The following is a 13,503-nucleotide window of genomic DNA, read 5'->3' as shown; positions in this document are numbered from 1 at the left end:
CCCGTGATGCAGGACGTTAGACATTGGGGAACCGTCACGATCGGAACGGGTTTCGGGAACGTTCGCTTTACCAACCGGGCCGCATCCGCAAAGAACAAGGATTGAGCCATTATGGCCCTTGGGCCCCATGCATCCGCATTTGCCGAACCGGTAGAGCAAAAGATGCCGGGCGAAGCTCGACAAGTTTAGACTAATAGGCCGAGAGCCAAGTTCTTGGGCACGACCGGAAGGTTCCAACAACGCGGCGGCCCGCGACGGAGATGAAGATTACAGCTTCACTTCGTTCTGCATGATCTTATCGACGGTGATGGGGAAGTTCCAATGGCACGATCCGCCGAATGGAACGCAGAGCTAGGAACGGCGAAAGATTTGCGCCCGGCCGCTCATGCCGCACAGGAATCTCTCGCCTGTTCTCAAAGGCTGGGCTTGTCAGCTCAAACGCCATGACATCCTCCTCTTAGTATGCCACCCAAACCGGACAATCGGCGAAAAGTTCCGTTGGCGAGGCGATCGCACATCGGAGCGTCAGTTGTCAGTGAAGATTGCAAACGCTGGAGCTTCATCCCCAGATCGCTTTCCGGTTGACGCGGCGGCCCATGTTTTCCGCAGCTTCGGGAACCTCTCGGCAAGCTTCACTTTAAAGCGAAGCATCGCTGGCTCCCCGGCGGCAAAAAATGGAACAATGAATGGCGTGCAAAGTTCAAGCGACATGGCGCGATGCGATTTGCGCTGCCATCCAGTCGGCTCTTCCTCCCAAGCGCTCGACATCAGAGGCCCGGCGCATTCTTGCGCCGGGCCTCTGATGAGCGATGAGTAACCCTGGCGAAATCAACGCTATGGCTTTTTTGCAACGCCATTTGCGCAGGATCCCATTCCAATCTCGGTCGACACACAAGAGTAGCGACGTCCGTCAGCCCTGACCGACGCGGGCTGCATGTCTGCTGCGGGAACTAGTGCGCTTCGTGATCGTTCAATGGAGGACGAAAGGAGCGACGGCGAAAATGCAGGCCTCACTTCAACTCGACCATGCTGCCCAGATTGCAGTCGAGGCGCACGCTGGCCAGACAGACAAGACTGGCGCGCCATATTTCGAGCACTGCCGTCGCGTCGCCTTAGCGGTTATCGGTGACGAGGAGAAGATCGTCGCTTACCTTCATGACGTGGCGGAAAAAGGGACGGGCTGGACGGTTGACCGTCTGAAGGAAGAAGGATTTCCTCCGGCGGTGGTTTCCGCTGTCGATGCCCTTACTAGAAGACAGAATGAAGACGATGAGCCTTTTATCCGCCGCGCGATTTCGAACGACATCGCGCGGCGCGTAAAGCGGGCCGACCTTGAGGACAATCGGTCGCAGGCGCAGCAAATCGGCGCCGACACATCCAAGTACGATCGAGGGTTGACGATCATTTCTGAGACAAGGCGGCATCATGAACGAGAAGAATAAGTGGATCGGCGGCTGTTCGTGGGGCGACGAGAGATGCCGGTCCAAGCGCGCGCCCACATTACGTCGGCTGCGCCACTGAAGCATGCGCTGCCGGGCGACAAGCAGGCCCTTGCTGTCCTGGTTCGGCTTGCGTCGGGAAGTCGAATGAACGACATCCGCAGTCCATTATGGCGCCGACAGAAGAAACCATAGCCAGTTGTAGAACTGGCGTTTCAGAAGAGACGACCGAGAGCAGGTTTGCCTGCGGTTTTTTCATCCTTGGAGATATCATGCCCGCAGAACCGGTCTTCCCCCCGCACGATCTCGAACCTCGGAAGGGCAGTCCCAGTCCGCGCCTCAGGGAAGCCGAATTCAAGAAGCGGTTCCTGAACCAGTTCCAGGATAAGGCCTACGGGCCGCTTGGCCGTGAACTTAACAGCATCGCAAGCGCGGCCTGGGACGCCTATCTTAATTCTCGAAAGAGCCCGAATGCGCGGAAAGCAGGACCGGAGTTCAGCGATCCGGACTACGATCTGTCGGTCGACTGGCTCAATGCCCGAGACGCCATTCGTGCCGCGCGGGTTCGGCATGATAACGCAAATGGGCCGCTTCGCATCCTGCTGATCAACGGCTCGTCACGCAGCGAGCATACCTGTCCCGGCGAGTTTTCGAAGAGCTTCAGGATGGTCGAGATTGCCCAGGAGATATTTGCCGGCCGGCCTGAAATCGACGTGAAGATCCTCGATCTCAGCCGCCTCTGCTCCGAATACGGCCGACAGATACATCCGTGCAAAGCCTGCTTCTCGACGTCGGCTGCGCTCTGTCACTGGCCCTGTTCCTGCTACCCGAACTATTCGCTCGGCCAAATCCATGACTGGATGAATGACATCTACCCCATGTGGGTTGAGGCACATGGTATCATGATCGTGACGCCGGTGAATTGGTACCATACCTCATCACCGTTGAAACTCATGATGGACCGGCTCGTCTGCGCTGACGGCGGCAATCCCGATCCGACGACAACACATGGCAAGCACGCTAAGGAAGCGAAAGAACTGGAGATGAAAGGTTGGAACTATCCCCGCCATCTCGCAGACCGCCTTTTCGCTGTTGTCGCCCATGGCGATACGGAAGGTGCCGAGGATGCGAGACGCGGCGTTTCCGAGTGGCTCAAGTCCATGGACCTCATCCCAGCCGGAACGATGGCAGAAGTAAGCCGCTACATCGGCTATTGGGAACCCTACGCCACGAGCCATGAGGCGCTCGACAAGGACACAGCGATGCAGGAGGAGGTGCGCAACGCAGCGCGGACCCTGCTTGGAGCCATCCTTGCGAAGCGCACGGGCAAGAAGGTTACTGCTGATCTTCGCCAACCGCGCGAAAAGTGAACCGGTTACGCTCATCATGTTCGATGGGCGCTTGCATTTACAACTCGCCTTCGCTGTAGATCTGGCCGATACAACGCAAGCTGCGCTTCATGGCCCCGAAGGTGTTCGGCATCGTTTTGCGAATGCGCCCAAAAAGGCTACGGTCCATATCCGCCCGTCCATCTCGAACTCGCACGCAAACGTATACATCTCGTGGCCTGTGCTGTTGTGCTTTATCAGATTTGCATCTGGCGGGGTCTTTTCCGCAAGCCTCGGGCTTGTCGCAACCTGGTTCCTTTGAGACCGCGGGGAAATCGAGGAAAACGCCCGATCGCCTCGGCGTCGTTCGTGCTATGACGACAGGACCTGTTCTGGCTCGGAACGCGCCAAATGTCACGCGCTCACGCTTAAAGTCCGCAACCTTGGCTCGTCCGTGCGGCAGCACTAGCAAAGGGACCGCGGTTGCCCGTGGAGGATGGGAGAACCGCCGCGCGACCCATATCGAATAAACGGCAATGGAAGATGTTCCCGTCGAGATACAAAAAGCGCCGCCCTTGTGTGAGAAATGCGAGGCAATTGCCATATCTCTTCGTCGGGTCAAGAACAAACGGCCACAGCCCCGCTCGAAGGCACTGATCGGGTGCGGCCGCTTCCGCAGCGGCGTCCGGTCCTCAAGGCAATCGGTAAGCGGAACCATTGCAGGTGGTCACAGGATTTGCTGCTTGTTTGCCCTTCGGCGGAACTGCCACCTGCTGGAAATTACTTGCCGCAAGACATTCCCGGGTGCACGACATCAAGCGGCCAGATTTCAATGGAACCATCGCAACGGTTGGAGTGTTTGATATGGGATCCGCGTAGCGGGGGCCGCCAACTCCAGTTCACACCGCCACCTGCTAGAGCGATCGTCCGAGTGCCGCAAGATTACGGTCCCTCAACCCTGCGGCACGTGATGCGACAGGCCTCGCTCTTCTCCTCAATCTGGCGGGCGCCTGCCGCATCTGCATACGCCCAGCTGAAGCTTCCGGCATGAATTGGTGCCCATCGGACGGCCATGCGATCAATCAGTGGCGGCGTAAAGAGACCAGGTGGATGGCGCCGCCAGGAAAGGGCAGCCGTCTAAGAGAATATCCGCATGCAGGGCTGCGTGCGGCGCTGCTGTTCTCCTCTCAGAGACAGGGGCATCAGCATGAGAGCGAAGGAGAAAGGATAATGCACCGAGCCGCAAGAATTCCTGATGTCATTTCACACGACGAACATATCGTCACCGCCAGGGAAGCGTTGGAGGGTCTCTATCTGAAGCTCGAACAGGAGTTGGAAGTGCGTCTAGTCGCGGCCGCGTTGCGCGCCGGTTGGCGGGCTGACGAAGCCATGGAGGCGATCGCTCAGCTTCGCAACGAGGACTTGGAGAACTTTGAAGCACGCAGCCGGCCGCGAGCGGAGGATAACAACCGCCGTCGGATTTGATGCCGTTGACTCAGGTTCACAGTTTGAGGCCGCGGCCCGTTGTCAAGAAAATGCCCCCACCGGCTGGGCATCTCCGCCGGAAGGGTAACGGCCGAGTTTTCGCCACCCAAGCATGCCTATTCGCGAATCTCGCTTTGCTTACCAATCAAGCGCGCGTAGTCTGCAAATTCCGGGTTTTCACCTCTTTCCGCGGCCTCGTTGGCCAGAAGCAGAAGCCGGATCGGGAAAACCACACTTTTTCGGTTGGAATCGGACAGCTGAGGCAAGTTATCCGCGCTGACACCTGCTTCCGCCTCAGTCAGCGCGGCGCAAACATCTGAGTGACTGATGATACCCTTTTCGACCATCATTTTATTCAATGCTGCCAGGGCCATGTAGAGCCCCTCCAACTGTAGATTGGCGGTATTCAAATCAGTTTCCTTTCAGTCAGTTGAACTTACACTAGATTGTCCTGGCCCGACGTACCCGGCGAGATTTGCAGGGATTTTCACCCTGGCTTCGCATCAGAAGAACCGACCAAGCCGATGTCTGTTCCGCCAGAACGGCCGCAGACTTTGGTCTGCAACGCCGCTTGTCCCAGATTTCACTCATTGAAGGACAGCCATCTTCACAGCGATACGAATGCAGGCGATCGCGTGCATTGGTCTACAGCTGTGATTGACGGTGATCGGACGTGCTCGGAAAAAGTGCCGTCATTCTCTGCTCAGCGGTTATCCAGGCTCGAACGTGGTAACCGCATAAGGAAAACGTTTCGCGCGAAAACTGCGATTCCCAGGAGAACCGGAAACGGTCACAGTCAAGCCGGCGATCGCCTTCACGACCACGCCAGCAAAGACGCCAGCGATGCCGCCGGCGATGACGCTCACCACGCCGGCCGTGCTCATGAACGACTGCCAGCGCGACTGCTTTACGGCCCTGTCGCTCAGTACAGCCTTATCGTCGTCATGGGTCGAATGGACCAGATATTTTTCCATCAGAGGCGCGACCTCAATATAATAGTGGCGGATCCGTGCGATCCCGCGCGCATGCCCCATGTCTGTGACCTGCGCAACGAAAGCGAGAGCGATTGTCGCGCTCGATACCGATGTCAGGAACAAGTTGGCGCGTTGGTTGGCTTCCTGGATCGTGGCAGCCCGGGCAGTCTGCAATACGAAATGTTCGGTGGTCATGAATTGCAGGACCCGCCGCCGCGTCTTGCTTTCGTCCGCCTCCGAGCTAACAGCCATTTTCACGCGGCGATCCGTCATCGCTCCCTCGCAATCTCGGCTCGAGGTTCTGCGGCGTAGAACGCCCGGCAGGAAAGCCTCGAGATTGCCGAATTCATTAATGTGCTGCTGCTGCCGAACCGGCGTGACATTTGGACACGGCGAATGGTGATGCGGTGACGGCCCTCGGGAAGTTCGTCAGCTTGAGTCTTTTCCAAGTGGCGCCGCAACGGCCACAAAACTGGCCCCAGCGGCGGCGGATGCCGCCGTCATTCGCGGTTCCTGCCATTGCTTGATGCTGCAACATCGCCTTCACATTTTTTCCCGGTGATGCCGGCGCCACACGGACCAAAAGGTTCCACAATCAGAGGCGGGGCGTCGACCTGGAGTGGAGAACGGCTAGCATCAGCGCGAGTTCCGTTGCTGAAAGAAAAGTCAGGATGAATGCTGGAACTGGCCAGAAACGTCGGTCCTATCTGGGACGTTCAAAGCATCACCCTTCAAGCTCGCCAGCGAAACACGCTGTTCTGTCGAGGCCGTCCCGATCTGACTAATGTCCCGCAACGGAACGCGCTTGAAAGGGCCAAACTGAAGGCTATCTGACGACGATATGGCTCGCCACGCGGCAATCCAGGAATAAAAGGAATAAACGTGACAGGCGGATGGATTCATCTTTGCATCGATATGCAGCGGATGTTCTCGGAGGATACGCCCTGGCATGTAGCGTGGATGCGCGAGGTATCGCCAGAAATTGTGGAACTCGCGCGTTCCCATCCAGATCGGACCGTCTTTACACGGTTCATACCGCCACGCCGGCCTGAAGACCTCCCTGGCATGTGGCGAACCTATTATGAAAAGTGGCGGATGATGACGATGGAGCATCTCGACCCGCAGATGATTGACCTTGTTCCTGCCCTGAAGGCTCTGGTTCCTCCCGCGCGCGTCTTTGACAAAATGACATACTCGCCCTGGGTCTGCGGACGGCTTCACAGGATGCTGTCGGAAGAGGGGGTCGGGACTGTCGTGCTGACTGGAGGCGAGACGGATGTCTGCGTCCTGGCGGCCGCGCTTGGTGCGATCGATCTCGGATACCGAGCAATCCTTCTGAGGGATGCCGTCTGCAGCGGGGCCGACGAGACGCATGATGCTTCGCTTGAACTCCTCGGTGGCAGGTTTTCGGTTCAGCTCGATGTCACGACCACGGAGAAATTCCTGAGGGAGGTTTGACCCGCTTGCCGGAGACGCTCTGTGGCCATTTGGAACGGAGATAGCCTTCATCTTATGCCCGCGTTGGGTTCGTTTTCCAGACACCTCTTGCCGACTTTCAGGCGGATAGTTCCGGCGGTGGTGCCCCCAGGCTACAGATTGGGCGCTTCTGCCCGTCGGTCATCACAAGTGATCGACGCGCCACTTGCCTTGTCGCTGGTTTTCTCGACCTCACGGGTGCTGCTCATGACCCTTCGGAGTTTTGGTAAACAAACGCTGGTCGCTACAATTATTGAATATCAGACACCCAACTCATGGCTTGGGCTTTCTGCTCCTGCGGGAAGACCCGGGCGTCGATCTGCGGGAAAATCATTCCCGTCATATCCGTGGCCGCTTTAATCCATTGCTTATCGGAGATCACGGCAGCGCGTTTAAATCGGTGGAATTCGCTGAGCTTGCTTAAGCCGTATTGCAAATCGCGTTTCAGAGCATCGGCCGTCATGTCCTCGAAATCCGTGAGGTCCGCCAGGACACCAATGTCTTCATGATCACCCAGCTTCTCCTCGATGACAGGTATGACTTTTTCGTAGTCGTCCGCCGTGACGGTACCGGCAACACGAAACGCCGCGACGTTGTCCGGAGCGGTTATGAGCTCGATCATTATTTCCTCCGTTCAATGGGCCTCATGCACTGCAACCAAAACCTGTCGTGGAAGGATGTTCCACAGGCGCAAACATCGTGGCGCGCCGGGATCTCGCTTCTTCCACAGCAACCCTGAAGCCCGTCTCAGATCAGCGGCTTACCGCCCGTCACAGCGACGGTCGCCCCCGAGACGTAGCTTGAGAGCGGATCGGCAAGCATTACATAGGTTGTCGCGAGTTCGGCAGGTTGACCGGCACGTTTCATTGGCACCTGCTGGCCGAACGTCTCAACGGCTTCCGGCGACATCGTCGATGGAATAAGAGGTGTCCAAATCGGTCCAGGAGCAACGGCGTTGACCCGGATGCCTTTTTCCGCCAGCAGCTGGGCTAGCCCTGCGGTAAAATTCTGTATGGCGCCTTTCGTCGTCGCATAGGGCAGCAGCGAGGGGTTAGGCATGTCTGCATTGACTGACGCGGTATTGATAATCGCGCCGCCGGGTTTCATGTGCGCCACAGCCGCTTTGGTCAGGTAAAACATTGCGTGAATATTGACCTTAAAGGTCAGGTCCCATTCGTCGTCGGAAATCTCGGCAATGTCGGAGAATGTCGCCTGATGCGCCGCATTGTTCACCAAGATGTCGATGCCGCCAAATTCGCTGGCAGCGCGCTCGATGATCGTGCGGCAGTGCTTCGAGGACTGAATATCGCCGGGAACGATGACGGCTTTGCGGCCCGCTTTTTCGACCCAGCGCTGCGTTTCTCGCGCGTCCTCGTCCTCGTTCAAATATGAGATCAGGACATCTGCGCCTTCGCGCGCAAAGGCGATCGCAACAGCCCTGCCGATCCCGCTGTCCGCGCCCGTAATGATCGCTTTTTTTTCGAGTAGACGGCCAGAACCCCTGTAGGACTGTTCGCCATGATCCGGGGCCGGATACATGGGTCGCGTTAGGCCTGGCATCGGCTGCTGCTGTGGCGGGAACGACGTAGGGTAGCTTGGCATCTGATTTTCCTCTTTGTCCGATGCAGCTCGAACATTTGCAACGCCTAAAAGTTCCGAAATGAGCGGATGTGAAGTGAACGGCAGACCCGGCAGCCCAGTCTGTCCCCAGGTCAAGGTCGCCGCTTGGGACTGCCCGACGAGTGGATCTTTGAAGGGAACCTTTGGCTTCCCCGAAAGTTCGCCGGGCGAAGAGACTTGTATGTCCAAAGGCCGTTAGAGGCAGCCGGCGATGATGCTGAAAAACGTTTGAAAGGACGCTCCCATGCAAGCCGTTCGAATTCACCGCTTCGGCGGGCCGGAGGTGATGAAAGTCGAAACCATCGATGAACCATTTCCGGCGGGCAACGAAGTCGTGATCAAAGTTCTCGCCGCGAGCGTGAATCCCGTCGACGTGAAGGTGAGGGAAGGCAAATATCCTCCCGTAATGGAGAGGGAGCTGCCCTATGTCCTTGGCCGGGACGTCTGCGGTGAAATCACCGATCTTGGCGATGAGGTGTCAAGCTTCCTCATGGGCGACGAGGTCTTTGCGTTCCTGTCTCCCGGCCATGGCGGATATGAGGAATTCACGGTCGCAAAGTCCAGTGAAGTTGCCATGAAACCCAAGTCGCTCGATCCTATCACCGCGGCGGCCGTGCCATTGGCGGGGATCACAGCCTGGCAAGGGCTCTTCGAGCTTGGCAATCTCAGCACAGGCCAGCGTGTCCTCATTCATGGTGGCGCAGGCGGCGTTGGGCATTTCGCGATACAATTCGCCAAGGCGAAGGGCGCATGGGTGGCAACGACTGTGTCCGCCGCCGACAAGGACTTTGCAAAGCAGCTTGGGGCCGATCAGGTCGTCGATTACAGAAACGAGCGCTTCGAGGACATGGTGGAACCTGTCGATGTCGTCTTCGATCTGGTTGGTGGCGAAACACAGCAGCGCAGCTTCAGCGTCGTAAAATCCGGTGGCGCCCTGATTTCAACGCTGTCGGAGCCTGACGCCGAACGGGCCAAAAAGCAGAACATCCGTGCCGGCCGCTACACCGCGCAGCCCAACGGCGCTCAATTGCAAGAGATTGCCACGTTGATTGATCAGGGCAAGGTGAAGGTCGTGATTGATCGGATCTACGATCTCCATCAGGCAGCGGAGGCACATCAAGCGCTGAAGGAACCGCAGGTTCGAGGCAAAATCGTTCTCAGGGTGCTCGGCTGATCCATATCTAAATTCGGGCACTGTTCAGGCCGGCAAGTGTTGTCAGGCGCGCGAAGAGGTAAGGAAGGAACGTCAATATGTGGAAAGCGCAGACACACCAAACAGCGGCGGACGGCATTCCGGATGTTGCACTAGAGAGCTCCGTTTCCTTTCTTCGCGACGGCTATACGTACATCTCGCGCATTTGCGACGCACACAGGGTCGACGCCTTCAGCACGCGCATCATGCTGACGCCGGTCATCTGCATGCGCGGTGCGGAGGCAGCAGAGATATTTTGGCGCGATGGCCGACGACGTCGGCAGTTTCGGACCAGCGAATTGGCGTGCGCGCCATCTTCGCCATCGAAGTGAAGCCTGGGCGCGTTCGATTGTCGAGCTTGCGAGAGAAGGGCAATTGCCGTTGGACGACGGCGACGCGCTTTCTATCATCGCCACCATCGAGACGTGGATGGCGAAGAGCTTGGTCCCGCTGTCGCTGCCGTGGAGCTATTGAATGTGCTGAGACCAATGGTGGCTATCGATCGGTTCATCGTCTTTACGGCGCTTGCGCTCCACGAGCGGCCGGATTGGGCGGAGAAGATCCAGGCTGGCATGGACAAGGACGTTGAAAGCTTCGTTCTCGAGGTCCGCCGCTTCTATCCCTTCTTTCCGGTGATTGGCGGAAAGGTCGTAGAAGAGTTCGACTGGAAACCTCACTCCTTCATGGTCGGGCCGTGGCTTATTCTCGATCTCTACGGCACCAATCATCATGCTGCCAGCTGGGAAGATCCGAACAGCTTTAGGCCGGAGCGTTTTCTGACCTGGAAGGGCGATCCCTACACTTACTTGGCTCAGGGAGCCGGCAAATTTGAAGACAATCATCGTTGCCCCGGTGAGTGGCTGACGATTGCGATCCTGAAGGAGGCGGCGAGGTTACTGTGCGGCAGAATACAGTATGAGATCCCGCTTTAGGATCTCAGCTTCGATCTGGCCCAGATTCCGGCGCTGCCGAAGAGCGGCTTCTTCATCCGCGGGGTCCGGGCTACCTGATCGGCCAGGGAGGCATCCACATCGGCGGTGGACGGCAGGCGCAGTGCAAGCAGCGCAAACTGTACGTTTCCGAACGGGAACATAAAATCCTTTTCAGTGTTCAACCGTCGGATACGCGGCTGACCTTCCCTCTTCGTGGTTCGCGTTATCCGCCTGCGCCCTGGAGCGGATAAGCCTCCTGTGGCACGAAATGCGACAGGAACCGCTCTTGCCGCCCTTGGGCGTGTTTCCTGTCGCATTTTCCATGTTTCGGCGAATAGCCCGCCTGCTTTGGGGCCGACATCAGAAATCGGGAACATTTCCTTATTCCTCATGTTTGAAGACAACGAACGCGGCGCCGAAGAGCTCCGTTCTACCGAGGCATTTCACCGCTACATCGAGAGCCTTGCGATGCCTCAAGGCGGATGGCCGCGATCTTTGCCAATCCGCTCTCGGCGCATATGAAGCCAGCCTCTCATGGTTTCGCTGCCATCCAGGCGCCGCGCAATCGATGAGGAGGCTTGCGATGAGGGAAGAAAAGAAAGCGACCGCCCCGCAGGTCCGTGGCGATATTCAGAAAGGATTAACCGGCGACATAAAGCCTGGTTTCGATCCGGCACTTGCACCTATGGAGACCGATGGGGAAGCTGCCGGCACACCGATGACAGCCAAAGAAATCGAGATTGCCCGGCGGACACAGCGGGCAGATCCGGTCGATCGACAGGAGGATTACGACGTGGCCATGCGCGAGCCTGGGACGAACCGCGCCACACCGCAAACCGTTGCGACCGGATGGCTACGCGTCTTCATCGTCATAATGGCGTCGATCGCCATCGGGATTGCGCTTCTTACCTGGCTTTATCCAAGTCGATAGCGTCTTCGTGTCTCCCCAATGCCACTTGCCCGGCCGCCGGCGGCGATTAGGCTTTCCAAGCCGCAAGAAAGAGCGCATGGTTTCAGTCAGACCCGCGCAACAGCCTCTTGGCCTCCCAGGAAACCGCGACGGCCTTGAACGGATGGCAGGCCTATGGACGCCGCCGCCGGAAGAGATGCGGCAGTTTCCTGGCGTCTGAAAGCCACAGACGAACGCGGCGCTACCCCTCCCGGGCTATTTCGGCCACGTCGACCGATTTCGGAGAAATGTCAAAACCGTACAGAGGCTCCAGGCATTCTGGAATCGCGCAGGACGCATAAACGAGCAGATTCCTTGATCGTGGCGCTCTGGTATGGGCCCGAGGTTGCCCGCCGATTGGAGAGACAATGTCGCCATTTAACCAATCGACGGTGAGAAACAGGCTCCTTAGAGTTTTATCACTTGAGTCCTTCGAGGCCCTTCGACCCGCTATGGAGGCTGTCGATCTTCCGATAAGGTATGTTCTTACGGAGGCCAATGAGCCGAGCAGCTACGTCTACTTCATCGAGGACGGATTGGCCTCGATCGTGGCGACTAGTGTGGATGACGAGAAGGTCGAAGTCGGCCATGTCGGACGTGAAGGCCTGGGCGGTTACCATGTTTTGCTCATGGCCGACAGCACTCCGCACCGCACTTTCATGCAGGTTGCTGGATCAGGGATTGCCGTTCCTGTTGACCTCTTGCTGCAGGTGGTCGATAGGGACAAGCCGACACGCGACCTCCTCTTACGCTACGTTCATTCGGCCGAGGTGCAGCTTGCGCACTCCGCTTTGGCGAATGGCCGGTATAATATACAGGAGCGACTTGCCCGCTGGCTGTTGATGTCGCATGATCGCCTTGGCCGGGCCGATTTGCCGCTCACCCACGAGTTCCTGGCGTTGATGCTTGGTGTCCGGCGTTCGGGTGTCACCAACGAATTGCATATCCTTGAAGGTATCCACGCTATCATCGCGACCCGCGGCAACGTCCGTGTTCTCAGCCGGGAAAAGCTCGAAGAAATCGCTGGCGGGTGCTATGGCCTGCCTGAAGCAGAATACGAACGTTTGATCGGAATTCCAATCAAGGCTGGCCCCTTCATTCGCACCGCCTGATCGCGTCTCCAAAACCGACGATAGCCAGCAGCGTTCCCGCATCGTCGCATATGTGAATTTGCTCGTCCGAAATGTCACGGCCGCGCAGCACAGCCTCGCTCATGAGCGTGCGTGCATCAAAAATCGCCTCCGACCTCGCTTCGTCGAGGGTTGCAAGCTCTGTGCCCTCAGGATCGACGACGACGCCCGAGCCCGTGACAAGATTAAAGTAGAATCGCGGCACTGCCGGCTCCTTTTCGCATTGAGCGAAGTGAGAGTTTGACTCATGACGCTGTCTCAAAAAAGCGGTGCGTGCTGTTTTTTCTGGCCGGCCGAGATCGGGCTGCGCGCTTGTCCAGCCGCCTTAACGGGTACTTGTGTTAGCACGGACGCATTTCCCGTGTTTCTACGGGACCTTCGTTCCTCGTATCGCCTGGAGCGATGGAGCAGAGTGATCTTAATCCAGCGCCAAAATGGAGATGGTATTGCGCCGCGTTTAAGAGGGGCGACGGATGCATAATAATCAGAATTTCAGGGCAGTGTGCGCTTTCGCACAAACTCCGTGTCGATCGGAACACATTTTTACATCGATCATTTTCCAATTACCAAATGGAGAATGAAACCGTGAATTCACAACCCATTCGGCCCACGCCACAAGAGCAAATTGTTTCCCTTGTTCCTACACTTCGAGCCTTCGCTCGCCAATTTGTTCACAATGGGAGTGACATTGATGATCTCGTACAGGAGGCTGTCGCCAAAGCACTGGCGCACGTAGACCGATTCGAGCCTCGCGGCCCCGACGCCATGAAATCGTGGCTGTTTACCATCATGCGCAACACTTTCCTCACGCAGTGCAAATCCCGGAAGCGTTCGCCTATCGGCTCGGTCGATGATCTGGCCAGCTTAGACGTGCCCGTTAACTCGAATCAGGAAATGGCTCTGTTTGCGAACGACGTCCGGGCGGCCCTGAAGAACCTCCCTGTGAAACACCGAAAGGCTCTTATCTACGTTGCTTGG

At 57.5% G+C, this 13,503-nt stretch carries 15 protein-coding genes; 10 read left to right on the top strand and 5 right to left on the bottom strand.

Annotated elements, in window-relative coordinates:
* Positions 1–1,001 precede the first annotated feature (1,001 nt).
* The 3 genes from BN1800_RS37370 (at position 1,002) to BN1800_RS37360 (ending at position 4,252) form a co-directional block, all read left to right on the top strand.
* Positions 1,002–1,442: an HD domain-containing protein gene (locus tag BN1800_RS37370; RefSeq protein ID WP_087005661.1), complete on the top strand. Its 441-nt coding sequence runs from the start codon at positions 1,002–1,004 to the stop codon at positions 1,440–1,442.
* 269 nt (positions 1,443–1,711) lie between these two features.
* Positions 1,712–2,809 (top strand): flavodoxin family protein, encoded by a 1,098-nt coding sequence (locus tag BN1800_RS37365; RefSeq protein WP_087005658.1) that lies wholly within the window; start codon positions 1,712–1,714, stop codon positions 2,807–2,809.
* 1,188 nt (positions 2,810–3,997) lie between these two features.
* Positions 3,998–4,252 carry a hypothetical protein gene (locus BN1800_RS37360; RefSeq protein ID WP_087005655.1) on the top strand — a complete coding sequence of 85 codons (255 nt, stop codon included), beginning with the start codon at positions 3,998–4,000 and terminating at the stop codon, positions 4,250–4,252.
* A gap of 116 nt (positions 4,253–4,368) precedes the next feature.
* On the opposite strand, the gene BN1800_RS37355 is transcribed toward BN1800_RS37360, so the two are convergent.
* Together BN1800_RS37355 and BN1800_RS37350 are read right to left on the bottom strand one after the other, a co-directional pair.
* Positions 4,369–4,662, bottom strand: a complete 294-nt coding sequence (locus BN1800_RS37355; RefSeq protein ID WP_087005652.1) for a hypothetical protein — start codon at positions 4,660–4,662, stop codon at positions 4,369–4,371.
* Positions 4,663–4,962: 300 nt separating this feature from the next.
* A complete protein-coding gene (locus BN1800_RS37350; RefSeq protein WP_244564787.1) occupies positions 4,963–5,499 on the bottom strand; it encodes a hypothetical protein in 537 nt (178 codons plus the stop codon).
* Positions 5,500–6,108: 609 nt separating this feature from the next.
* On the opposite strand from BN1800_RS37350, the gene BN1800_RS37345 reads away from it, so the two are divergent.
* Positions 6,109–6,684 (top strand): cysteine hydrolase family protein, encoded by a 576-nt coding sequence (locus tag BN1800_RS37345; protein WP_425299100.1) that lies wholly within the window; start codon positions 6,109–6,111, stop codon positions 6,682–6,684.
* Between the two features lie 268 nt (positions 6,685–6,952).
* Here the strand turns inward: BN1800_RS37345 and BN1800_RS37340 are convergent, their stop codons facing one another.
* On the bottom strand, positions 6,953–7,324 hold the full coding sequence (locus BN1800_RS37340; RefSeq protein ID WP_027512489.1) for a SpoIIAA family protein: 372 nt from the start codon (positions 7,322–7,324) through the stop codon (positions 6,953–6,955).
* A 125-nt stretch (positions 7,325–7,449) separates the two neighbouring features.
* Entirely contained in the window at positions 7,450–8,304 is an 855-nt protein-coding gene (locus tag BN1800_RS37335; protein WP_027512490.1) for a glucose 1-dehydrogenase, read from the bottom strand.
* A 262-nt stretch (positions 8,305–8,566) separates the two neighbouring features.
* Here BN1800_RS37335 and BN1800_RS37330 point away from each other — a divergent pair, with 262 nt between their 5' ends.
* The 5 genes from BN1800_RS37330 to BN1800_RS37310 all read left to right on the top strand — a co-directional run bounded on the left by BN1800_RS37330 (position 8,567) and on the right by BN1800_RS37310 (position 12,507).
* The gene (locus BN1800_RS37330; protein WP_087005649.1) at positions 8,567–9,496 is read left to right on the top strand and encodes an NADP-dependent oxidoreductase; all 930 of its coding nucleotides are present in this window, start codon (positions 8,567–8,569) and stop codon (positions 9,494–9,496) included.
* Between the two features lie 282 nt (positions 9,497–9,778).
* Entirely contained in the window at positions 9,779–9,988 is a 210-nt protein-coding gene (locus BN1800_RS37325; RefSeq protein WP_087005646.1) for a hypothetical protein, read from the top strand.
* A 2-nt stretch (positions 9,989–9,990) separates the two neighbouring features.
* Positions 9,991–10,446 carry a cytochrome P450 gene (locus tag BN1800_RS37320; protein ID WP_143534238.1) on the top strand — a complete coding sequence of 152 codons (456 nt, stop codon included), beginning with the start codon at positions 9,991–9,993 and terminating at the stop codon, positions 10,444–10,446.
* A gap of 583 nt (positions 10,447–11,029) precedes the next feature.
* Positions 11,030–11,377: a hypothetical protein gene (locus BN1800_RS37315; protein ID WP_027512493.1), complete on the top strand. Its 348-nt coding sequence runs from the start codon at positions 11,030–11,032 to the stop codon at positions 11,375–11,377.
* Between the two features lie 386 nt (positions 11,378–11,763).
* Positions 11,764–12,507, top strand: coding sequence for a Crp/Fnr family transcriptional regulator (locus BN1800_RS37310; protein ID WP_087005642.1), 744 nt, complete (start codon positions 11,764–11,766; stop codon positions 12,505–12,507).
* Here the strand turns inward: BN1800_RS37310 and BN1800_RS37305 are convergent.
* The gene (locus BN1800_RS37305) at positions 12,491–12,730 is read right to left on the bottom strand and encodes a DUF6894 family protein (protein WP_087005639.1); all 240 of its coding nucleotides are present in this window, start codon (positions 12,728–12,730) and stop codon (positions 12,491–12,493) included. The genes BN1800_RS37310 and BN1800_RS37305 overlap by 17 nt on opposite strands.
* Positions 12,731–13,110: 380 nt before the next feature.
* Between BN1800_RS37305 and BN1800_RS37300 the strand changes: the two genes are divergently transcribed.
* On the top strand, positions 13,111–13,503 hold a 393-nt coding region (locus tag BN1800_RS37300), incomplete at its 3' end, for a sigma-70 family RNA polymerase sigma factor (protein ID WP_179214000.1).

Source organism: Rhizobium sullae (assembly GCF_900169785.1).
Classification (GTDB): domain Bacteria; phylum Pseudomonadota; class Alphaproteobacteria; order Rhizobiales; family Rhizobiaceae; genus Rhizobium; species Rhizobium sullae.
This window is presented reverse-complemented; position numbering and strand designations above follow the sequence as displayed.

What these genes read in the sequence shown, in the direction of transcription:
- BN1800_RS37370 (WP_087005661.1), top strand. Translation starts at nt 1,002, where the DNA reads ATGCAGGCCTCACTTCAACTCGACCATGCTGCCCAGATTGCAGTCGAG.
- BN1800_RS37365 (WP_087005658.1), top strand. Translation starts at nt 1,712, where the DNA reads ATGCCCGCAGAACCGGTCTTCCCCCCGCACGATCTCGAACCTCGGAAG.
- BN1800_RS37360 (WP_087005655.1), top strand. Translation starts at nt 3,998, where the DNA reads ATGCACCGAGCCGCAAGAATTCCTGATGTCATTTCACACGACGAACAT.
- BN1800_RS37350 (WP_244564787.1), bottom strand. Translation starts at nt 5,499, where the DNA reads ATGACGGATCGCCGCGTGAAAATGGCTGTTAGCTCGGAGGCGGACGAA.
- BN1800_RS37340 (WP_027512489.1), bottom strand. Translation starts at nt 7,324, where the DNA reads ATGATCGAGCTCATAACCGCTCCGGACAACGTCGCGGCGTTTCGTGTT.
- BN1800_RS37335 (WP_027512490.1), bottom strand. Translation starts at nt 8,304, where the DNA reads ATGCCAAGCTACCCTACGTCGTTCCCGCCACAGCAGCAGCCGATGCCA.
- BN1800_RS37330 (WP_087005649.1), top strand. Translation starts at nt 8,567, where the DNA reads ATGCAAGCCGTTCGAATTCACCGCTTCGGCGGGCCGGAGGTGATGAAA.
- BN1800_RS37325 (WP_087005646.1), top strand. Translation starts at nt 9,779, where the DNA reads ATGGCCGACGACGTCGGCAGTTTCGGACCAGCGAATTGGCGTGCGCGC.
- BN1800_RS37315 (WP_027512493.1), top strand. Translation starts at nt 11,030, where the DNA reads ATGAGGGAAGAAAAGAAAGCGACCGCCCCGCAGGTCCGTGGCGATATT.
- BN1800_RS37310 (WP_087005642.1), top strand. Translation starts at nt 11,764, where the DNA reads ATGTCGCCATTTAACCAATCGACGGTGAGAAACAGGCTCCTTAGAGTT.